The sequence below is a fragment of the Holophagaceae bacterium genome (assembly GCA_016720465.1).
In the GTDB taxonomy this organism is placed as follows: domain Bacteria; phylum Acidobacteriota; class Holophagae; order Holophagales; family Holophagaceae; genus JANXPB01.
Genome location: JADKKO010000001.1, coordinates 97,451 through 116,697 on the forward strand (window position 1 = coordinate 97,451; position 19,247 = coordinate 116,697).

Annotated in this window: 21 protein-coding genes; 7 read left to right on the plus strand and 14 right to left on the minus strand. The window is 64.9% G+C overall.

What is annotated here, in order from left to right; all coding sequences use genetic code 11:
* Positions 1 to 23: 23 nt before the first annotated feature.
* On the plus strand, positions 24 to 941 hold the full coding sequence (locus IPQ13_00405; GenBank protein MBL0209369.1) for a tyrosine-type recombinase/integrase: 918 nt from the start codon (positions 24 to 26) through the stop codon (positions 939 to 941).
* A 14-nt stretch (positions 942 to 955) separates the two neighbouring features.
* Here IPQ13_00405 and IPQ13_00410 read toward each other — a convergent pair whose 3' ends face one another.
* From IPQ13_00410 to bshC, 9 genes are all read right to left on the minus strand, one after another.
* On the minus strand, positions 956 to 1,777 hold the full coding sequence (locus IPQ13_00410; GenBank protein ID MBL0209370.1) for a DUF4388 domain-containing protein: 822 nt from the start codon (positions 1,775 to 1,777) through the stop codon (positions 956 to 958).
* The gene (locus tag IPQ13_00415) at positions 1,777 to 2,142 is read right to left on the minus strand and encodes a response regulator (protein MBL0209371.1); all 366 of its coding nucleotides are present in this window, start codon (positions 2,140 to 2,142) and stop codon (positions 1,777 to 1,779) included. The genes IPQ13_00410 and IPQ13_00415 overlap by 1 nt, the downstream gene beginning before the upstream one ends.
* The gene (locus IPQ13_00420; protein ID MBL0209372.1) at positions 2,139 to 2,882 is read right to left on the minus strand and encodes a pyridoxine 5'-phosphate synthase; all 744 of its coding nucleotides are present in this window, start codon (positions 2,880 to 2,882) and stop codon (positions 2,139 to 2,141) included. Before IPQ13_00420 ends, IPQ13_00415 begins: the two co-directional genes overlap by 4 nt.
* Before the next feature lie 70 nt (positions 2,883 to 2,952).
* Positions 2,953 to 4,269: a phosphoglucosamine mutase gene (gene glmM, locus IPQ13_00425; protein ID MBL0209373.1), complete on the minus strand. Its 1,317-nt coding sequence runs from the start codon at positions 4,267 to 4,269 to the stop codon at positions 2,953 to 2,955.
* Between the two features lie 125 nt (positions 4,270 to 4,394).
* Positions 4,395 to 5,216, minus strand: a complete 822-nt coding sequence (folP, locus tag IPQ13_00430; protein MBL0209374.1) for a dihydropteroate synthase — start codon at positions 5,214 to 5,216, stop codon at positions 4,395 to 4,397.
* Positions 5,213 to 7,123: an ATP-dependent zinc metalloprotease FtsH gene (gene ftsH, locus IPQ13_00435; GenBank protein ID MBL0209375.1), complete on the minus strand. Its 1,911-nt coding sequence runs from the start codon at positions 7,121 to 7,123 to the stop codon at positions 5,213 to 5,215. The genes folP and ftsH overlap by 4 nt, the downstream gene beginning before the upstream one ends.
* Before the next feature lie 72 nt (positions 7,124 to 7,195).
* The gene (gene tilS, locus IPQ13_00440) at positions 7,196 to 8,209 is read right to left on the minus strand and encodes a tRNA lysidine(34) synthetase TilS (GenBank protein ID MBL0209376.1); all 1,014 of its coding nucleotides are present in this window, start codon (positions 8,207 to 8,209) and stop codon (positions 7,196 to 7,198) included.
* A 28-nt stretch (positions 8,210 to 8,237) separates the two neighbouring features.
* The gene (bshB1, locus tag IPQ13_00445; GenBank protein ID MBL0209377.1) at positions 8,238 to 9,041 is read right to left on the minus strand and encodes a bacillithiol biosynthesis deacetylase BshB1; all 804 of its coding nucleotides are present in this window, start codon (positions 9,039 to 9,041) and stop codon (positions 8,238 to 8,240) included.
* A gap of 3 nt (positions 9,042 to 9,044) precedes the next feature.
* The gene (bshC, locus tag IPQ13_00450; protein ID MBL0209378.1) at positions 9,045 to 10,211 is read right to left on the minus strand and encodes a bacillithiol biosynthesis BshC; all 1,167 of its coding nucleotides are present in this window, start codon (positions 10,209 to 10,211) and stop codon (positions 9,045 to 9,047) included.
* 220 nt (positions 10,212 to 10,431) lie between these two features.
* Between bshC and IPQ13_00455 the strand changes: the two genes are divergently transcribed.
* Positions 10,432 to 10,899: a hypothetical protein gene (locus IPQ13_00455; protein ID MBL0209379.1), complete on the plus strand. Its 468-nt coding sequence runs from the start codon at positions 10,432 to 10,434 to the stop codon at positions 10,897 to 10,899.
* Positions 10,900 to 10,952: 53 nt separating this feature from the next.
* On the opposite strand, the gene IPQ13_00460 is transcribed toward IPQ13_00455, so the two are convergent.
* From IPQ13_00460 to IPQ13_00475, 4 genes are all read right to left on the minus strand, one after another.
* Positions 10,953 to 11,564: a hypothetical protein gene (locus IPQ13_00460; protein MBL0209380.1), complete on the minus strand. Its 612-nt coding sequence runs from the start codon at positions 11,562 to 11,564 to the stop codon at positions 10,953 to 10,955.
* A 75-nt stretch (positions 11,565 to 11,639) separates the two neighbouring features.
* The gene (locus IPQ13_00465; GenBank protein ID MBL0209381.1) at positions 11,640 to 12,677 is read right to left on the minus strand and encodes a type I glyceraldehyde-3-phosphate dehydrogenase; all 1,038 of its coding nucleotides are present in this window, start codon (positions 12,675 to 12,677) and stop codon (positions 11,640 to 11,642) included.
* 22 nt (positions 12,678 to 12,699) lie between these two features.
* Positions 12,700 to 13,704 (minus strand): type I glyceraldehyde-3-phosphate dehydrogenase, encoded by a 1,005-nt coding sequence (gap, locus tag IPQ13_00470; protein ID MBL0209382.1) that lies wholly within the window; start codon positions 13,702 to 13,704, stop codon positions 12,700 to 12,702.
* A 69-nt stretch (positions 13,705 to 13,773) separates the two neighbouring features.
* Entirely contained in the window at positions 13,774 to 13,998 is a 225-nt protein-coding gene (locus IPQ13_00475) for a histidine kinase (protein ID MBL0209383.1), read from the minus strand.
* Between the two features lie 145 nt (positions 13,999 to 14,143).
* Between IPQ13_00475 and pyk the strand changes: the two genes are divergently transcribed.
* Positions 14,144 to 15,565, plus strand: coding sequence for a pyruvate kinase (gene pyk, locus IPQ13_00480; GenBank protein MBL0209384.1), 1,422 nt, complete (start codon positions 14,144 to 14,146; stop codon positions 15,563 to 15,565).
* A 55-nt stretch (positions 15,566 to 15,620) separates the two neighbouring features.
* Positions 15,621 to 15,782: a hypothetical protein gene (locus tag IPQ13_00485; protein MBL0209385.1), complete on the plus strand. Its 162-nt coding sequence runs from the start codon at positions 15,621 to 15,623 to the stop codon at positions 15,780 to 15,782.
* Between the two features lie 189 nt (positions 15,783 to 15,971).
* Here IPQ13_00485 and IPQ13_00490 read toward each other — a convergent pair whose 3' ends face one another.
* Positions 15,972 to 16,250, minus strand: a complete 279-nt coding sequence (locus tag IPQ13_00490; GenBank protein MBL0209386.1) for a hypothetical protein — start codon at positions 16,248 to 16,250, stop codon at positions 15,972 to 15,974.
* A 65-nt stretch (positions 16,251 to 16,315) separates the two neighbouring features.
* On the opposite strand from IPQ13_00490, the gene IPQ13_00495 reads away from it, so the two are divergent.
* The 3 genes from IPQ13_00495 to IPQ13_00505 are packed head-to-tail and all read left to right on the plus strand — an operon-like array spanning position 16,316 to position 19,242.
* Positions 16,316 to 17,551: a CinA family nicotinamide mononucleotide deamidase-related protein gene (locus IPQ13_00495; GenBank protein MBL0209387.1), complete on the plus strand. Its 1,236-nt coding sequence runs from the start codon at positions 16,316 to 16,318 to the stop codon at positions 17,549 to 17,551.
* A 4-nt stretch (positions 17,552 to 17,555) separates the two neighbouring features.
* Complete coding sequence (gene plsY, locus IPQ13_00500) at positions 17,556 to 18,236, plus strand: glycerol-3-phosphate 1-O-acyltransferase PlsY (GenBank protein MBL0209388.1); 681 nt, start codon at positions 17,556 to 17,558, stop codon at positions 18,234 to 18,236.
* Positions 18,229 to 19,242 carry an NAD(P)-dependent glycerol-3-phosphate dehydrogenase gene (locus tag IPQ13_00505; GenBank protein MBL0209389.1) on the plus strand — a complete coding sequence of 338 codons (1,014 nt, stop codon included), beginning with the start codon at positions 18,229 to 18,231 and terminating at the stop codon, positions 19,240 to 19,242. The genes plsY and IPQ13_00505 overlap by 8 nt, the downstream gene beginning before the upstream one ends.
* The last annotated feature ends 5 nt before the right edge of the window (positions 19,243 to 19,247 follow it).

A 19,247-nucleotide genomic window follows, 5' to 3' on the forward strand; every position in this document is an offset into this window, starting at 1 on the left:
AGAGGTGATGGCATGGTAACAGGATGACGTCCCCTTCTCCGCTGGCAGAAGCAGTCCAGGCCTTCCATTTGGAACAACGCGCCAGAGGCGTTTCGCAGCACACTGCGCGGGCGCAAAAGGGCGACCTGGAAAAACTCGTTGCGCATGCCATCGGAGAATCTTGGGCGGGATGGGATGTGAGCCCGCGGACCCTGAGGCGCTTCGCCCTGGAACTCGGCGAGCGGGGCCTGGACCCCGCCAGCCAGGCCCGGATCCTTTCCACAGCCAGGGGATTCTTCAGGTGGCTTTGGGATACCGGGCGCATCCCCGTCAATCCGGCCTCGGGCCTCAGGAATCCCAAGCAGGCCGCCAAGCTGCCGGCCTTCCTGACCGAGGGCGAGAGCGCATCGCTGCTGGATCTGCCGGCCGCTGTGGATTTTCCGTCGGCCCGGCTGCGCTGCCTGCTGGAGCTGCTCTACGCATCTGGGCTGCGCGTTTCTGAACTGGTGGGGCTGGACCTCCAGGATGTGTATTTCGAGCAGCGGACGCTGCGCGTGCTGGGCAAGGGCAGCAAGGAAAGGCTGGTCCCGTTCCATCCGGAGGCCGCCAGCACGCTGGAAACCTACCTGTCGCATAGGGGCCGCCAATTGTCCCTGAAATCCCTGCCGCCGACCGCAGCGGTCTTCATCAACTTGCGCGGCGGCCGCCTGACCGCCACCAGCGTCCGGAATCTGCTCCAGAAGGCCGTGGAAGGCGCCGCGCTCAGGGCGCGCATCAGTCCCCACGCCCTCCGCCACAGCTTCGCGTCGCACCTGCTCGCCCGCGGCATGGACCTCCGCGCCATCCAGGAACTGCTGGGCCACGCCAGCCTCAGCACCACGCAGCGCTACACCCATCTGGACCTGGAGCAGCTCTCGAAGACCTACAATTCAGCGCATCCGAGGGCGAAGAAGAATTCCTGAAGGCTCTGGGCCGACTATGGGGCCGGCCGCACCTGCACGACGTCGCCTTCGTTCAGGCCCCAGGCGCCCAGGAGGTCCTTGGAGATGGCGATGGTGAAGTCGTTCATGCCGGTGACGAATTGGACGGGATCCACGGCGGGGCCGTGGGCCCACATCACGCGCAGGTTGGCGATGGGCGAGCTGCTGTAGGGTTCCAGCTGCCGCCAATGGGCCTCGAGGGACTTGGGCGCTTCCAGGTGGTCACCCTTCTTGAAGAATCCTGTTTTCAGGATTCCGACGTTCACTTGCACTTCGGGTTCGAAAAGTTTCAGGCGGCCTGCGTCGTGGAGGATGCTCGCGGCCTGGAGCACCTGGACTTCGTTCTGTTCCGTCGTCGCCATGACGTCCATGAAATCCCGGTAGCCGTCGAAGTACGGGATGATCTTCCGGTCTTCGGAGTAGATCTTGATTCCCTGCAACAGCGCATCGCCTTGAAGGGTCGGCCAGGGCACGGATTTGAGGTTCGGAAACAGGCTGCGCAGGCGTTTGCGGGAATCCGAGGTGCGGGCCGATTCCATAAGGAGGTCCGGCACCGATCGACGGATGCTGTTGGGGGCTTGGACTTTTTGGGCGATGAACTCGAATTCGCCCTTGTCCCATTCCAGGATCTCGAAGGCCGCCATCTCGCCTTTGCTGTGCGGCGTTTCCGCATGGATCACATCGCCGTTCACCACGAAAAGGGTTCCGGCGATCTTCCCGGCGCTGACTTTGAGCAGACCCGTTTTCTTGTTCACATGCAGCAGCTGGGCCACATCCGTAAGGGAAATGCTCGACAGGTTGCCGCGGAGGTTCGACATCAGTCGGCCTCCCCGATGAGTTCCCGGACCATGAGCAGGATGCGGTCCCGCCCGAAGGGCTTCACAGCATAGACATCCGCCCCCACGCGGAAGCCCTCCTGCCAGTGGGCCTCCTCCTCGAGGCCCGTGAGCATCACGACTTTCGGCGCGTCGGGAAAGCCTTTGATGAATTTGCAGAGCTCGTGGCCGCTTTCCCCCGGCATGTCCACATCGAGGAAGGCCAGGTCCACCTTTTTCACCGCCAGCAGCTTCCGGGCGGGGTCCGTGCTGTCCGCCGTCAGCACCCGATAGCCTTCGAGCGACAAAATATCCTGGAGGAGGCCCACGACCTCCGGCTGGTCGTCAACTACCAGAATGGTCTTCATGGGGCGCCGCCGCTGCCGCCCGGGCCGCCCATGGCGGCGAGCATCTCCTGGACCGCCCGCTCCATGCCCACGAACACCGCCCTGGCGATGATGCTGTGGCCGATGTTCAATTCCTCGATTTCTGGGATGGCGGAGATGGATCCCACGTTGCGCAGGGTGAGGCCATGGCCTGCCAGGACGCGCAGTCCCAGGTTCGCTGAGCGTTTGGCAGCCTCGCGAATGCGTCCCAGCTCAAGGTTGGAATCGCTTCCAAAGGGAATGTCCGAGTAGACGCCTGTATTCAGTTCCACCGCGTCCGCTTCGAGTTTGGCGGCCATCATCACCTGCTCCCGGGAAGGGTCGATGAACAGGCTCACGCGGATATCGGAGGCCTTGAGCTCGCGGATGATCTGGCGTAGGGGCGCCTGCAGGAAAATGGCATCGAGCCCGCCGGTGGTGGTGAGTTCTTCCCGGGTCTCCGGAACGAGCGTCACCATGTGCGGCTTGGGGCCGATGACCGATTCCAGCGCCTCCGGCGTGGCCGCGCACTCGACGTTTAGCGGCAGGGACAGCACTTCCTTCAGGACTTTGAGATCCCTGTCCTGGATGTGCCGCCGGTCCGCCCGCAGGTGCACCGTGATGCCGCTGCAGCCTGCGCTTTGGGCGGCCAGCGCCGCCGCGACCGGTTCCGGTTCGCGTCCCGCCCGCGCCTGGCGCAGCGTCGCCACGTGATCGATATTCACACCTAGGCGTGGACTCAAGAGGGGACTCCCGATGATGCAATTGTGTGGACAGCCCAAGATACCAGACTCCAGGCTTTCGTCAGGGGCTTCATGACATCCCCAGATCGGCCCGGGCGGCGGTCTCGAGGGAGCGCATGGCCGAGGCCAGCAAGGCGGGCTCCCGGGCCTCGACCATGAGGCGCAGCTTTGCTTCCGTGCCGGACCAGCGCACGACCAGCCTCAAGGACCCGTCCACCCCTCCGTGGCGGGCCTCCAGCTCGGCCATAGCGGCCCGCAGGGCCTTGCAGTCCTCCACGGCCCGGCGCTCTTTGGCCCGCAGGTTCACCAATTTCAAGGGCCAGGGCTCGAAGCGCCAGGACCAGCGCTCGGGTTTGGGACGGCGCAGCAGGGCCCGGAGCACAGCTTTAGCCGTGGCCAGGCCATCCCCGGAGGGTCCTTCGCGTTTCTGAATCAGATGGCCGGAAGCCTCCGCGGCCAGATCCCACCCGCGGGCCTGTAGTTCGCGCAGCAGGAATTTGTCTCCGACCGGGGTCCTTACGAAGGCCACGCCCCGCGAGGCGAGGGCTGCTTCCAGGGCGCCGTTGGTCATCACCGTCCCTACGACTCCGGGAAGCGGCTCGCCGGCCTCCAGGCGGTCCTGGGCCAGGAGCCATAGCATCTGATCGCCATCGACCAGTTCCCCCCGTGAATCCAACAGCAGGCAACGGTCGCCGTCTCCATCCAGGGCTATGCCCAGTTCGGCGTTCGCGGCGATCACGGCTTCCCGCAGGGCCCCCAGATGGGTGGACCCCACCCCCACGTTGATGCGCTTGCCATCGGCTGGGACGCCGACCCAGCCCAGGGCTCCCCGCAGCACCCCGGCCGCGAAGGGGGCCGTAGCCCCATGGGCGCAATCCACAACCACCGGAAAATCATCAGGCAGCGCCACGGAGCCGAGGTGGGCGAGGTAGCGTCCCACCGGATCTGAATCCACGCGCAGCGGCGGAAACGGCGGGCCCGGGTCCGCTGAGCATCCGAAGGCGGCTTCGATGGCTCGTTCCTCATCTTCCTCGAGCTTTTCTCCCAGCCGATTGAAGCCCTTGATGCCATTGTCCTCAGGCGGATTGTGGCTCGCGCTGAGCATGACACCCCAGGCCTGGGGCGTCTGTTGCGCGAGCCAGGCCACCGCCGGAGTCGGGACCACGCCGAGGACGGTGGAGCGGAAGTTTCCCAGGCCCCGGAGGAAAGCCTCGGCCATGGGCTCGGAACTCGTGCGGGGATCCCATCCCAGCACGAGGTTCGAAATGCCCCTGGATCCGGCCACCTGGCCCCAGGCCCGACCCCAGCGGGCCACTTCGGAAAGACTCAAGGGTGATTCATAGGCCCGGCCGCGGATGCCGTCGGTGCCGAAATAGCTCAAGGACATAGTTCCCCATGGGTGAAGGTCGATGGTCTGATTGGCATCCCCAGCTCCAGTCGAGCTTCAAGTGGAAACCGCAACTCGCAATCGAAAAGTGTTTCCGCTCCGCAAAGAATTCCGATCATCAGGGATTACGGTATCTCGTGCGTCCGGAAGACGCGATAGCCCATGGCCATGGCTTCCTGGTGGGCAGCTGCGGTGAGCTGGTCCCGCTCCATGGGAGGCAGCTCCGGCGTGCCATTCCGCCAGGCCAGGAACCTTTTCCGGGAGATGCCGATGCAGAACCGCTCCTGGGGCCAGGCAAGAAGCGATGGAAGCCGGGGGAGCAGTCCCCAAAGGGAGGAATCCTCCGGGTAGGTCGTCCCGAAGCCGAATCCAGGATCCAGCACGATCTTTTCCGGTTGGATGCCAGCTTTGAGCAGGCGCTCGAGCATTCCCTTCAGTTCAGAAAGGGCAGGTTCCGCGCTGCGGGGCCCAGGGTCGCCGTAGTCGGGCATCCAGAAAGCGTTGTCCTTCATCCGGCTGCGCATGGCGATGAGCCCGCAGGCCGACCCCTTGGCCAGTTCCAGCATTGGGGGATTTGAAAATCCAGTGACGTCATTCAACACCGAAATGCCCCCTTCCAGGCCCCGTTCGGCTACCTCGGCATGGCGCGTATCGAGGCTCAGGGGGAGTCCCGGGAGCTGTTCCCGGAGCGTCGCCACCACCGGGTCGAGCCGGGCCCATTCGTTCGCCGGCGCCACCTCGGCCGCTCCGGGACGGGTGCTTTCGGCGCCCAGATCGATCATGCCTGCGCCGTCGGCCGCCAGTTTCCGGGCCTGCGCCAGCGCCGCGTCCGGTGCCAGGAACCGTCCCCCATCGCTGAACGAATCCGGCGTGAGGTTCAGGATCCCAATGAAGAAAGGGCCACTCTTGGGGAGTGGCCCGATCGCCGGATGGCCGAACGCCATCATGCGGGATTCAAAGCGGGATCCAACCCTGGATCGGGACTTTTCTCGTTGGCGGCGCCGGAGCCGGCGGAGCCGCCGGGGGCTGGGCGGGGCGGCAGCGTGCCGCCTTTCATGAGCAGCTCCACCTCGGTGCCGTCCAGGGTTTCCCGGACCAGCAGCGCCTCGGCGATGGCGACCAGCGAATCGCGCTTTTCGAGGATGATCTTCTTGGCGCGCTCGTAATTCTTCATGACGATTTCATGCACTTCCGCGTCAATCACCCGGGCGGTATCGTCCGAGAAATTCCGCTGGTGGCCGTAATCGCGCCCCAGGAAGATCTCCTGCTGGGCGCCGCCGAAATTGAGCGGCCCGAGCTTGTCGCTCATGCCGTACTCCGTGACCATGCGGCGCGCGGTGTCGGTGGCCCGCTCGATGTCATTGCTCGCCCCGGTGGAGAGCTGGTTGAAGAAGATCTCCTCGGCGATGCGTCCGCCCATGAGGATGGCGATCTCGCCTTCCATGTACTCCTTGGTGGCGCTGTAGCGATCTCGCTCCGGCAGCTGCCAGGTGACGCCCAAGGCGCGGCCGCGGGGAATGATCGTGACCTTGTGGACCGGGTCGGCCCCCTTGACGCTGGCGGCAACGACCGTGTGGCCCGCCTCGTGGTAAGCCGTGTCCTTCTTGTCCTCATCGGTCATCACCATGGAGCGCCGTTCGGAGCCCATGTAGACCTTGTCTTTCGCGTTCTCGAAGTCCGACATCTCCACCCATTTCTTGTTGGTGCGGGCGGCATAGAGGGCCGCTTCATTGCAGAGGTTGGCGAGATCCGCGCCCGCGAATCCGGGGGTGCCCCGGGCGATGACTTCCAGGTCCACGTCCGGCGAGAGCGGGATCTTGCTGGCGGTGTGGACTTTCAGGATTTCGAACCGGCCCTTCACGTCCGGGCGGTCCACCACCACGCGGCGGTCGAAGCGCCCGGGGCGCAGCAGGGCGGGATCGAGCACGTCCGGCCGGTTGGTGGCGGCGATGAGGATGACGCCTTCGTTGCCTTCGAAGCCGTCCATTTCCACCAGCAACTGATTCAGCGTCTGCTCGCGCTCATCGTGTCCGCCGCCCAGGCCCGCGCCGCGATGGCGCCCCACGGCGTCGATCTCATCGATGAAGATGATGCACGGCGCGCTCTTCTTGCCTTGTTCGAAGAGGTCGCGCACCCTCGAGGCGCCGACGCCCACGAACATCTCGACGAAGTCCGAGCCCGATATGGAGAAGAACTGCACCTTGGCTTCGCCGGAAATGGCCCGCGCGAGCAAGGTCTTGCCGGTGCCCGGGGGGCCCATGAGCAGCACGCCCTTGGGGATCTTGCCGCCGAGCTTCACGAAGCGGGCGGGGTCCTTCAGGAAATCCACGATCTCCTTCAACTCTTCCTTGGCTTCCTCGCACCCGGCCACATCCGCAAAGGTGATGCGTTTGTTGGAACTCGAAAGCCCCTTGGCGCGGGCCTTCCCGAAGGAGAGGGCCTTGTTGCCGCCAGACTGGGCCTGGCGCATGAACACGAACCAGAGCACCACGAACACCAGCAGCGGGCCCCAGAAGATCAGCAGGTACATGAACTGGTTGTCCGAAGGCTTGGTGGCCTTGAATTCATCCAGCTTGGGCGGTTCTTCCTGGCGCCAGCTGAGGATCACCTTGCCGAGATCCTGCATGGGGGGGGCGATGGTCTTGAACTTCTCGATCTGATCGCCCTTGGCGTTCCGGAAGGATGCGCGGTAGGTGCCCTCCACATCCTGCCCTGAGAGCGTCACGGTCTTGTATTTCCCTGCCACGCCTTCGGCGATGAAGGTCGAGAATGGGACTTCCTGCACGTTGTTGGTCTTGGGGATCTGGATGATGGCCACGTACACCAGCACCACGATCCCAACCCAGACAAGCATGCTTTTAACGGCTGAATTCAAATTGAGCCTCCTTAGGGCCTACCCGAAAAGCCCTACGGGCTTCGCAGCCTTTCAGTTTAACCCGCCCGGGGAAGCAGGGCTAATGCCAGAAGGATGCAAACACCAATGCAAAGGTTCATCCCTGTGCGGATCCAGGGTCCAGTGGCCGAACTGGTGGTGCCTCCCATGACCCGCGAGGTGGGGCATCGCCCAGCCGCTCAGATCCCGCAGCAGCGCCGCTTCCCGCGGCCATCCCAGGTGGCGGAAGGCCGCTTCCAGCACCCACCGCAGCTCGTCTTCGCGCCAGGGTTCCGCGCAGAGCCACACCGCGGGCCGTGCGCCTTCCTCCAGGTTCCATCGCTCGCCCCGCCAGGCTTCGACCAGGCGGTCCCGCAGATCGCTGAGCTCACGCACCTGCAGGTGCGTTTCCCAGAGGTGCTGGTCCAGGGCCGGCGCTTCCTGCCGCAAAGCCGGAAGCAGGGCCCGCCAACGATTTCGCGGTGTGAAGCCGTCCAGGTTGCTGGTGTCCTCCCGCCAGGGAAGCCCTTCGCTTTTTAGGTAGTCCCTGAGCTCCTCGCGCCGGGCTTCGATGAGCGGGGACCAGCGATGCCTCTGGCGGGCTGGCAAGGGGACCAGGGATCCCACGCCGCCGCCCCGGCTGAGGCGCAGGAAAACCGTTTCGGTATGGTCTTCGAGGGTGTGCCCCGTGGCGATGAGATCGGCGCCGCAGGAGGCGGCTTCGCGGTGTAGCCAGGCCCAGCGCAGGTCCCGGGCCGCGGTTTCCAACCCCAGACGCTGCTGTTCCGCGTGGGCCGCCACATCGAGCCGCGCTTCCGCCAGATCCAGATCGAAATGCCGGGCCAGTTCCCGGACGAAGTGGCTGTCGTCCCGGGCCTCCGTCCGCAGTTGGTGGTCCGCGTGGGCCATGGACAATTCCAGACCGAGGCTTCCGCGAAGGGAGACGAGCAAAGCCAGCAGGGCCGTGGAATCCCCGCCCCCGGAACAGGCCACCACGACCCGCCGGTTGCCGAGGCTGTCGCCCCGGTGGCGGATGCGGGAGAGCAGGTTCGCTTCGAATCGGTTCACGGGAGAGTCCCGGTGGTGCGCCTTCGGATCACTTCAATCGCTCGAGCAGGCTCAGCAGAGCTTGGGGCACGGGCTTTTCGCACCAGAGGGCTTCGGCCCACTCGCAGAGGAGGAAGGAAGCGAAATGCATGGCCCTCCCCTCCACGCCGCGCCGGAAGGCCGGATGGGCGATGCGGGTGGGGGCATCCGGGGCCGGCGAAAACTGGCTGCCGAATGCGTCGAAGGCCGCCATCCGGGCAGTCCAGACTTCGCTGACATCGAACACCAGATCCGGCGGGCCGGGCATTTCCCCGGCCATCCAGGCAACGGCTTTCGGCCGCCAGGGCAGGCCTTGGCAGGGATAGTTTTTCAATCCTGCGTAATAGGCTGCCTCGCGGCTCAGCCGGTGGGCTCGGCGATGGTCCGGATGGCGGTCCCCGGGCGCCGGAAGGACGAGAACCTCTGGCCGGAGTTCCCTCAGCTTTTCCATCAAGGGGAGGCGGTAGCCCTCTTCCTCGGTGAACCGCCCGTCCGGGAAGCCCAGGCAAAACCGCTCGACGCCGAGGATCTTGGCCGAGGCGGCAGCCTCCCGGCTTCGGGTTCCCGCATCGCCCCGCGTGCCCAGATCGCCCTCGGTGAGATCCAGGATTCCGGCCCGGAGTCCCCGCCGCGAAGCCAGCGCCAGCAGTCCGCCGACATGCACCTCGGCGTCGTCTGGGTGCGCGCCGATGACGAGCAGATCAAGGCCTCCGGGGCGGTCCTCCGGCGGGGGCGGGGGGGCAGGCGGGGGGGCAGCCAGCGCGGGGTGGGGCAGGCTCTGGGTGCGCGCCGATGACGAGCAGATCAAGGCCATCGTTCATGTTTCCTCCACCAGGACCAGGCTTCGGTTGCCATCCATGGCTTCCAGCATGCGGTTGAGGAGCTTTTCATCCCGAAGCCAGAAAAGCCCCGGCAGCACCCGTTCCTGGGCCTTCCCGAATGGAAAGAGCACCTGCCTCAATCGTTCGGGATCCATGTTGAACTGCTGTGCCGCAAGGTCCCGCATCCACCGCCGGTCCAATCGTTCCATGCGGTGACGCGTGCGCTGCAGCTCCTTGGTGAAACGAGCACCGAGGACGGCTCCCCACCCGGGGTCTGGTGGCATCTCCTCGATTTGATGGGATGGGAGCGCCCCTTCCGGGCTTGCGAAGGTCTGCCATTGGCCGTCCCGCAGCGCCTCCAGATCTGAAAGGCGCTCCGCCTTCAGGCCGCAGCCTTTGGGCAGCACGAACACCGAGGGCCTGGCGATGATGCGTGGCGCCGGAAGTCCCACCTGCTCCCACAGAGGTTCGGTCAAGCGCCAGTAGGCCCGTTCCGAAGGTCCCAGCACGGCGGCCTCCACGGGCAGCAGCAGGGATTGCATCAGGGGCCGCAGGGCCGCGCCTGGGCTGAGCCAATGGTCCTTGGGACAAGCTTCATGACGTTCCAGGCGCCGGCGCCGGCCTGTCCGCGGATCCAGGGAAAACCAGGCCGCCTGCTGCCTTGGATCCAGGGGCAGCGGCGCGCCTTCGCGCTCCAGCCGCTCGGCCTGCCCCAATAGGGCGTGATCCAGATCGAGGCTGCGCCACCGCTCCAGTTCCGGTTGGATGGGCTCCCGCACCGAAGGATCCGTTGGAGAAAACGGCCTGAGGCCCAGGCGCCAGAGCGGTCCGCCGAGGCTCAAGGCGTGGCCCCGCAAGGTCTGGCTAGCGGAGTCCGGCACGTCGCCCCACCATGATTCCGCGTCGCGTTGCTGGGATGCGCCCCAGGGCAGCCAACCGGTGGCCGTCCCGTCTGGGGCTTCGAAGCGGAAGCGGTGATGCGCCAAGCGGCCGTTCCCGAGCCCCACTGTCGCCGCCACCTCGGCCCGGTCGTGGTCCTCATCCGCCATCCAATAGACCGCCTCCGCACCCAGGCGCCTGGCTTCCGCCAAGGCCGCCAGAGCCTTGGCCACAGACAACGCAGGCGTCCACCCGGCGCCGATCTGCTGGCCGGTGGCGATCACGGGCCTTCGCTCTGCAGCATTTGGAATCGGCATCCCCGAAGTCTAAGCCGTCGCGACAAGATATCTGGACTGAAAAATTCGCCGTAATGGACACAGTGGCGCCCGAAGTATTTCTTCGCGGCCTCCGGGACATCCATGGTTTGATGCAATTGGATCCTCGAAACAGCCATGCGAAAACCCACCTGGATGCGAAATCCGGCCAGTCCCTGCGAGTCCAGTCATGGTTGAATTGCGGGTCGAACCCTGGATCCTTCCACCCCAGCCGGACTTGGCCAGGCTTGCCATGGAGGTGGCGGACCAGTTCGAGGTCCGGGATCTGCGGGCCTGGCCCGAGGCGCGCAAAGGGGGCATCGGATTCGGTTCCCTGCCGCCCTTCCTGAGCTGGTTCGGGGCGCGGGAGGGCAAACCGCATCTAGTGCTGCTCCAACCGCGCGAGGTGGGCGCCCTGGTGCCAGGCGCCCGGACCGCGCCCATGCCGGACAAGTGGCTGGACACCCTCGATCTGGAATCCCTGGCCCGCCCGCTGGCCCATCATCCAACCTTCGAGGGCGTCGCCTCCGTCCATGTAGTCCACCTCGGACCTGGAGGGGAAGCGCGGGTCCGAACCTACGGAGAGCCCGCGCCGGATGTGGTCCGCGCGGTGCTGGAGAGGCTCAGCGATGTGCGGGTCTGGAGCTTTGCGGATTGAGGCAGAAGTGCTTCGGTTTCCAGACATAAAACGGGAGTTCTGTCCACCCGTGTTCACATGCCATATTTTTCACCCAACATCCGGTGGGCTTTTTTCCACCTTCGGGTTTGCAGCATACCTAAGAGTGTGGTCCCGCCAAGCACAACCCAAAGGCCTACCCAGGCTTGATGTCGAGCTTTCTTAGTCATTGATATTTCCTCGCGGGTCGGGCCAAGGCAGTTCATCGGCGGGTCGAAGGCATCGTCCAACCTGGTCAGAGCCTGGTCGTTCAATTGACGTAATAGCCGCTCCCGATCTTCAGCGATTAAGCCACTGGGCTTATGATTTAGGAAGCGTCTCAAGCTGTTCTCGGTGGCTCCAGCCTGCACAGACAGCCATTGGATCCGCTTAGCTTTGTCTGAATCAGACAATGACCGCCATGAGGCCGGTGGATTCGCAAAGGTCTGGTCCACGAACGAGGTAGGAAGCCTGATGGACTCTGGCTCGGATACATTGCGTGTTGGAAGTCTCTCTCCCGGCAAGAGTGGAATTTCATCCGGGGAATGAAGCACCACCGAGTAGGCGTGGGTGAGCCCAGGCAGGAAGATGCTCCATACGCCAACTAACAGCAGTATGGCTGCCACGATCACTGTTTGCATGGAACGCTGGATAAGGGTTGCGTTCATGATCAAGCCTTGGGAATGGACTCAACTTACGCATTTCCGAGCAAGCATGTGTCACGGCTTGGTCACACTCGCGCATTATTTTCTTCCGTGTTCTTCATTTGTGGTTTCTTCGATTTCCATTGTCAGCACCAATTCTGCCAGCCGTTCCGCATAGCCTGTCTCGTTGTCATGCCAGCCGCAGACTTTCACGAAGCGGTTGCCGAGCACGCGGGTGAGTTGGAGATCCATCACGACGCTCTCGGTGCGGCCGATGAAATCGCGGCTCACGCATTCCGGCTCGGCGAGGTCCAGGATGCCGCGCCAGCGGAGCGCCGCCGCCGCGTCCAGGAAGGCCTGGTTCACGGCTGCCGCATCCACGTCGCGCTTGAGGGTGGCCGTGATGTCCACCAGGTTCACGCTGAGGGTCGGCACCCGCAGGGCGGAGCCGCTGAAGCCGGGCGGCAGGCCCGGCAGGGCCTTGTGCAGGGCGCCGAAGGCCGACGATGTCGTGGGAATGATGCTCAGGAACGCATGGCGGGCCCGGCGCAGGTCCTTGTGGGGCGCGTCGGCGAGGCGCTGGTCGTTGGTGACCACGTGGACCGTACTCATGCCGGCGGCTTCGATTCCGAAAGCTTCCTCCAGAACCCGCAGCATCGGCGCCGTGGCGTGGGCGGTGCAACTGGCATTGCTGATGATCCGGTGCTGTGAGAGGTCCAGGGCGTCGAAATTGACCGGGGCGATGATGGTGATGTCCGCGTCCTTGCCCGGAGCTGAGATGATGACGTGCTCCACGCTGCCCCGGAGGTGCCTCGCCGCGGCGTCCCGTCCCGTGAAACGGCCCGACGCTTCCACCACCAGGGTGGCGCCGCAGCTTTCGAAAGGGATGCTTCCTGGATCTGGTTCATGGAAGAGGGGAAGTTCCAGGTCGGCCACACGAAGCCAATCGCGGCCACTCCGCTTCTCCCCCGTGACCACCATCGGACTGGGGCGGTGGACGGAATCATGGCGCAGCAGATGGACCAGGGTCTGCAGATCCGCCGGGTCGTTCAGCGCGCAGAGGCGCTGCGGCGCCTCCGCCGCCAAGCGTTGCACCAGGATCCGCCCGATGCGTCCCAGGCCGTTGACTCCAATCATGGGTGGATCGGGGTCTTAGAGGTCAAAGCTTCCCCAGCACGTGCAGGCAGAGATCCACGAGCCGCGCGGAGTAGCCCCATTCGTTGTCGTACCAGCCGAAGACCTTGACCATGCGGGGACCGAGCGCCTTGGTGAGGTAGGGATCGAAGCTGCAGCTCGCCGGGCAGCCGACGAGGTCCACGCTCACGAGCTCTTCCTCCAGGTACTCCAGGTAGGGCGCGAGCGGGCCTTCGAGGCTGGCTTTCTTGAAAGCCGCGTTGACGGCGTCCTTGGAGGCTTCGGTCTTGAGGGTCGCGGTGAGGTCCGTGAGGCTCACGTCGGCCGTCGGGACCCGGATCGCCACGCCATCCAGTTTGCCCTTGAGGTGGGGCATCACCAGCCCGATGGCCTTCGCGGCCCCGGTGCTGGTGGGAATCATGGACAGAGCCGCCGCCCGGGCCCGGCGCAGGTCCTTGTGGGGGAGGTCGAGGATGCGCTGATCATTGGTGTAGCTGTGGATGGTGGTCATCAGTCCGAATTCGATCCCGAACGCCTGGTCCAGCACCTGGACCATCGGCGCCAGGCAGTTGGTCGTGCAACTGGCGTTCGACAGCACCGTCTCCTTCGCGAGGTCCATCTCCGCTTCGTTGATGCCCATCACCACCGTGCGATCGGCGTCGTCCGCGGGCGCGCTGATGATGACGTGGCTGACGCTGCCTTGGATATGGGCCGAGGCTGTTTTTTTCTTGGTGAAGAGGCCCGTGCATTCCAGCACCACCTGCGCGCCGAGGGTGCCGAAGGGCAGGTTCTGCGGATCCTTCTCCGCATACACGCGGATGCGCTTTCCATCCAGCACAAGGAAGTCGCCGTCGGCAGCCACGGCGAAATCCGCAGTGCCGTGCACGGAATCGTGCTTCATGAGATGCGCCAGGGTGGCCGCGTCGGTGAGGTCGTTCACCGCGACCACCTGCACATGGGGATCCTTCACCAGCATGCGCAGGACCAAGCGGCCGATCCGGCCGAGCCCATTGATGGCGAGCTTCTTCATTTCAGCCTCCAGACCCGAGGCCTACCAGCCTACTCCACTCGACGGCAGGATGCAGCCGGCGTCCGCGGCTCAGCTCGCCAGGACCACGCGGCGGAGCCGCACCGGGGGCGCTTCGAGCTTTTTTGAAAAAGTGTTCCGGTGGATGCCGAGGTGCCGCGCTGCCGCGCTCTGGTTGCCCTGGTGGGAGTTGAGGACCTCCTCAAGGTAGGTCCGCTCGAATTCGCGCTTGGCCATCTCGAGGGGAATGCCCCTACGCACCATTTCTGCCACGAGGCTCCGCAGCTGCTCACGCATGCCAGTACTCCAGATTCAGACGAGTCCAAGGTTGTAGCACCGCTTCCAAGACGATGCAAAGCCCGATTTGACGGATTCGAACGGGTCCGAAGTCCTGCATTGTGGAAAACCATGTGGAATACTTGTGGATTGAAAGGCCTACTCCATGCGCAAAACCAAGATCGTCATCACCATGGGCCCGGCGCTTCAGGATTCCGCAAAGCTGAGGGAAATTTTATTGGAAGCTGATGCGGTGCGCCTCAACGCCAGCCATGGCGATCCTGTTTCCAGGGCTGAAGTCCTGTCGGACATCCGCGCCTTGAGCCTGGAACTGGGCCGCCACATTCCGGTGTTTCTGGACCTCCAAGGCCCCAAATGGCGCATCGGCCTGCTCGATGAACCGGCGCGGCTGGACGTGGGCAGCGTGGGCATCCTGGTCCCCCCCGGAACGCCCGTCCCAGGGGGATTCGCGTGGACCGCGCCGCTTCCCCATCCGGAACTTTTCGAAGCTGCCAAACCCGGCCAGATCTGGCTGCTGGATGACGGCGCGCTGAAGCTCGAAGTGGTGGAGTCCGGCGCGGGCCGGGTGACGGCGCGAGTGCTGGTCGGCGGCCTCCTGAAAGCGAGGAAGGGCATCCATCCCGTGGGCCTCGACGTGGCGATGAATCCCCTCACCGAGAAGGACCTTGCGGACATCGAATGGGGCGTGGGCCACGGGGTGGATCTGTTCGCCCAGAGCTTCGTGCGCGGCGCCCAGGATGTCCGCCAGTTGCAGGAGCGCATCAAGCAGCACGGCGGCTCGCAGCCCGTCATCGCCAAGATTGAACATCCCCTGGCCCTGGCCCACCTCGAAGAGATCCTCGAAGTTTCCTGGGGAGTGATGGTGGCCCGCGGGGACCTGGGCGTGGAACTCGGCGTGGAGTGCGTCCCGGGGCTTCAAAAACGCATCATCCGCGCGGCGCGCAGGGCCTTGAAGCCCGTCATCACCGCGACGCAGATGCTCGAATCCATGATCTCCAACCCCCAACCCACCCGGGCCGAAGCCAGCGATGTGGCGAACGCGATCTGGGATGGCACGGACGCGGTGATGCTGAGCGCCGAAAGCGCCATGGGCAACTACCCCGTGGAAGCGGTCCAGTGGCTCGCGCGGATCGCGCTGGAAGCCGATGCGCAGCAGCAGCGCGGCACCGATTCCATCCAGCGGGAACTGGCCACGAAAATCCATGGCCGGGCCGATGTGTCCGTGGCTTTTTCCGCCTGCCGGACCGCCGAGGAAATCCAGGCCCGCTGGATCGTCGCCTTCACCGAAGGCGGCGGAAGCGCCCGCATGGTTTCGCGCCTCGCGGGCAAGATATCGGTGCTGGGCGCCACCACGGACATTGCCACGGCCCGGTGCATGGGCCTGCTGCGGGGCGTGAAGGCCCTCATTATTCCGCGGGTGGAGAGCACCGATGCCATGGTTGAAGCCCTGCGTGAATTGCTTCTGGCTCAGCACGAACTGAATCCGGGCGACCAGATCGTGATGACCATGGGGCTGCCGCTCTGGAAGAGCGGCAGCACGAACACCATGAAGGTGATGGGATTTTGAATCCCGAGTCTGAAGTCCCAAGTCTCAAGTTCGCCTCATCGCACAGGGGTGAACAGTGAAAGGGATCCTCAGCCTGCTGCTCATGACCCTCGCCGGATGGGCCGGCTGGTGGCTCGGGGAATTCGTGGGGATCACTACGGCGGTGGTGCTTTCCATGGTGGCGAGCGGCTTCGGCCTGTGGCTGGCCCGGTGGATCGACCGGGAATATTTCGGGTGAGGAACCAGTTCGGAGCTTTGAGCTATGAGCCATGAGCCATGAGCAAATGTGGCTGCGCCTTCGGCGCACCTTGGAACAACAAAGCAAAAGCTCATAGCTCAATGCTCAATGCTCAATGCTCAATGCTCAATGCTCAAAGCTCATAGCTCAAAGCTCAAAGCTCATAGCTCAAAGCTCATAGCTCAAAGCTCATAGCCCCCAGCCCCGCAGCGCATCCAATAGAGCGTCCAACTGGCCTTTTTCGGTGGTGTGGAAGCGGCTCACGAGCTTGTAACCCTGCGCAACCTTCTGGTAGCGGTGCAGCCACAGGAAAGGCCCTTCCCACGGGGCTTCGGGACCGTTGCGGGTTTTGACGAAAAAGGCCACGGTGGTCCACGGCCCGCGGCTCAGCACACGGCGGCCCAACTCCTCGATGGCCGTCTCGTCGTCGTGGTCCAATACCAGATCGTCGATATCAGGGATGATCATTTTTCCAAGCTACTACGCCCACGGCTAATCTTGTTTCTTTATCCCTTGTTTCTGATGGAGCGCCAGTGCGGATCGAATGCATCGCCATCGGCTCGGAACTGCTCACCACGAAGCGGCTGGACACCAATTCGGTCTGGATCGCCGAACGGCTGGCTGGCATGGGCCTCGGGCTCCACCGGAAAACGGCCGTGGGAGACCACCGGGAGGATCTGGCGGAACTCTGCGAAGAGGCCTTCCGGCGCAGCGATGCAATCATCTGCACCGGCGGCCTGGGCCCCACCTTCGACGATTTCACCAAGGAGGTGTGGGCGGACGCCTTCGGCGTGGAACTGGTCGAGGATGCCGGGTGCCGGTCGGACCTGCTGGCCTGGTACGCGCAAAGGAACCGGGTGCCCCCGCCCTCGAATTTCAAGCAGGTGCTGTTCCCCGCTGGGGCGAAACCCCTGGGCAATCCGCTTGGCACTGCGCCGGGGGTTTTCTGGGAGAGGAACGGCAAGCTCATCTTCATGCTGCCGGGCGTGCCCCGGGAGATGAAACGCATGTGGATGGACCATGTGGAGCCCGTGCTGAAACCCCTGGCGGGCGCGGCCACGCACACCCTCCGCCTGGTGGTTTGCGGCGTGCCTGAAAGCACCCTGGATCAGCGCACCGAGGCCATCCGCGACCGCCATCCGCACCTGGAATGGACCATCCTCGCGGGCCTCACCCAGGTGGAGCTCGTCTTGCGGAGCGGCGATTCCATGGCTTTGGAAGCGGCGCGCGAGGAACTGGTGCCGGAGCTGGGACAGGACCTGGCCTGCATCGGGAGCGGCGACCTGGAAAGCGTGGTGTTGGACGCGTTGAAGGCGCGGGGCGAAACCTTGGCGGTGGCCGAGAGCATGAGCGGAGGCTTGGTGGCTTCCAGGCTCACGGCCATCCCGGGCTGCAGCGAAGCTTTCACGGGTGGCGCGGTGGTCTACAGCGCGGCGGCCAAGATCGCCTTGGCAGGTTTGGATCCGGCTTTCCTCCAGGAGCATGGAACCGTCGGCGGACCGACGGCCTTGGCGCTCGCCAAGGGCATCCGTGGAAAATGTGGCGCCACGTGGGGCCTCGGCATCACCGGCAATGCAGGTCCCACGCTCGATGCGGGAGGCAAGGACCGTCCGTTGGGCGACTGCGCCCTGGCTGTGGCGGGGCCATGGGGCGAAGAAACGCGCACCTTCATCGTTCCCGGCGACCGCGTCGATATCCAGCTTCGCAGCGCAGCCTGGGCGCTGGATCTGCTCCGGCGGACGATGCTCTCCGCACCTCTGTTAAGGTGATCCGATGGAATCGCCCCAACCATTTCTGCCTGTTCCGTTTCAGCTTGGGCTCTGGTGCCTGGGCGCCTTCCTCTGCGGGAGCATTCCGTTCGGATTGATCGTGGTGAAGCTGCTGGGGCAGGGCGATGTGCGCTCCAAGGGCAGCGGCAACATCGGCGCCACGAATGTCAGCCGGGTGGCGGGGAAGGGTGCCGGGATCCTGGTGCTGTTGCTGGATGTGGCGAAGGGGATCGTGCCTGTGTTCTTGGCCCGCAAAGCCGGAATCGCAGAATCCTTCCTTCCATGGATCGGGTTCGGAGCGGTGGCGGGCCATGTTTTCTCGCCCCTGCTCCGATTCAAGGGCGGCAAGGGCGTGGCGACGGCCTTCGGGATCGTCCTGGCGGTGCATTGGCGGCTGGGCGCCCTGCCGCTCGCCTTCTTCGTGGCGGCCCTCTGGCTCACGCGCCATGTGAGCCTGGGCAGCATCCTGGCGGCGCTGATGCTCCCCCTCGAGGTGGTGCTGCTGGCCCTCAGCGGGCCCTACGGCGGCTTCCGCGCCCTCGGCGAACATGCGCCCTACCTGATGGCCTGGACCTCCATCGCGGTCCTGGTCATCGCCAAGCACCATGAGAACATCCGCCGGCTGCAGGCGGGCACCGAATCCAAACTCTGGGGTCCCGCGCCCGAAGATGGAACCCATGCCTAGCCGTCCCGATATCGCGGTCTTCGGGGCCGGCGTGTGGGGCACGGCCCTGGCCATCGCGTGGGCCCGCGCTGGGCATCAGGTGGCGCTATGGGGGCATACCCCTTCCAAAATGGAAGCACTGGTCACGACCCGGCGCCATCCGCGGCTGAACGGCATCGAACTCCCCCAGAACCTCCATCCCATGTCCGATCCCGCCGAAGCCTTCACCGCCCGGCTGTGGATTTCCAGCATCGCCACCCAGGCCAGCCCCGCCGCCTGGGCCGCGCTGCGAGCCCAGGCGCCGGATTGGGGCGCCCAGGCGCCGGACCTGCTGCTGCACACCAGCAAGGGCATCCTGGCCCAGGGCCATCAGCGCCTGGCAGAAGCGCTGGAACCTCTGCTGGATAGGCCGGTGGGGGTGCTTTCGGGTCCGACCTTCGCGGATGAAGTCGCGAGGAATCTGCCCTCCGCCATGGTCATGGCCCTGCCTATGAGCGTAAGCGAGGCGCGTGCCGTGGCCCTTCAGCATGAACTGGCCACCGAGCATCTGCGGATCTACCTGAGCCGCGATGTCGTCGGGGTCGAACTCTGCGGTGCCCTGAAGAATGTCCTGGCCATCGCCGCCGGCCTGGTGGAGAACCTCGGCCTTGGGCATAACGCGCGGGCCGCCCTCATCACCCGCGGCCTCGCCGAGATCTCAAGGCTCGTGGCGGCCATGGGCGGCGGCCCCGACACGGTCATGGGCCTGGCGGGCATGGGGGACCTGCTGCTCACGGCCACGGGGCCCCAAAGCCGCAACCGGCGCCTGGGCGCTTATCTCGCGGAAGGCAGAACCCTGGAAGAAGCCCAGGATCTGATGGGTGGCCAGGTGATGGAAGGCGCGAGCACCACCAAAGCTGCGCTGGCGTTGGGGCGGCAATGGGGCGTGGAACTCCCCATCGCCGAAGAGGTGGCGCGTCTGTTGGATGGCGCCAATCCCCGGGAAGCCGTCGGGCGGCTCATGAACCGCTCGCTCAAATCGGAATGATGGCG

Excerpts from the sequence above, each read along its gene's own strand:
- IPQ13_00405 (MBL0209369.1), top strand. The coding sequence starts at position 24 with ATGACGTCCCCTTCTCCGCTGGCAGAAGCAGTCCAGGCCTTCCATTTG.
- IPQ13_00410 (MBL0209370.1), bottom strand. The coding sequence starts at position 1,777 with ATGTCGAACCTCCGCGGCAACCTGTCGAGCATTTCCCTTACGGATGTG.
- IPQ13_00415 (MBL0209371.1), bottom strand. The coding sequence starts at position 2,142 with ATGAAGACCATTCTGGTAGTTGACGACCAGCCGGAGGTCGTGGGCCTC.
- glmM (MBL0209373.1), bottom strand. The coding sequence starts at position 4,269 with ATGTCCTTGAGCTATTTCGGCACCGACGGCATCCGCGGCCGGGCCTAT.
- folP (MBL0209374.1), bottom strand. The coding sequence starts at position 5,216 with ATGATGGCGTTCGGCCATCCGGCGATCGGGCCACTCCCCAAGAGTGGC.
- ftsH (MBL0209375.1), bottom strand. The coding sequence starts at position 7,123 with ATGCTTGTCTGGGTTGGGATCGTGGTGCTGGTGTACGTGGCCATCATC.
- bshB1 (MBL0209377.1), bottom strand. The coding sequence starts at position 9,041 with ATGGCCTTGATCTGCTCGTCATCGGCGCGCACCCAGAGCCTGCCCCAC.
- IPQ13_00455 (MBL0209379.1), top strand. The coding sequence starts at position 10,432 with ATGGTTGAATTGCGGGTCGAACCCTGGATCCTTCCACCCCAGCCGGAC.
- IPQ13_00460 (MBL0209380.1), bottom strand. The coding sequence starts at position 11,564 with ATGAACGCAACCCTTATCCAGCGTTCCATGCAAACAGTGATCGTGGCA.
- IPQ13_00465 (MBL0209381.1), bottom strand. The coding sequence starts at position 12,677 with ATGATTGGAGTCAACGGCCTGGGACGCATCGGGCGGATCCTGGTGCAA.
- gap (MBL0209382.1), bottom strand. The coding sequence starts at position 13,704 with ATGAAGAAGCTCGCCATCAATGGGCTCGGCCGGATCGGCCGCTTGGTC.
- IPQ13_00475 (MBL0209383.1), bottom strand. The coding sequence starts at position 13,998 with ATGCGTGAGCAGCTGCGGAGCCTCGTGGCAGAAATGGTGCGTAGGGGC.
- pyk (MBL0209384.1), top strand. The coding sequence starts at position 14,144 with ATGCGCAAAACCAAGATCGTCATCACCATGGGCCCGGCGCTTCAGGAT.
- IPQ13_00490 (MBL0209386.1), bottom strand. The coding sequence starts at position 16,250 with ATGATCATCCCTGATATCGACGATCTGGTATTGGACCACGACGACGAG.
- plsY (MBL0209388.1), top strand. The coding sequence starts at position 17,556 with ATGGAATCGCCCCAACCATTTCTGCCTGTTCCGTTTCAGCTTGGGCTC.
- IPQ13_00505 (MBL0209389.1), top strand. The coding sequence starts at position 18,229 with ATGCCTAGCCGTCCCGATATCGCGGTCTTCGGGGCCGGCGTGTGGGGC.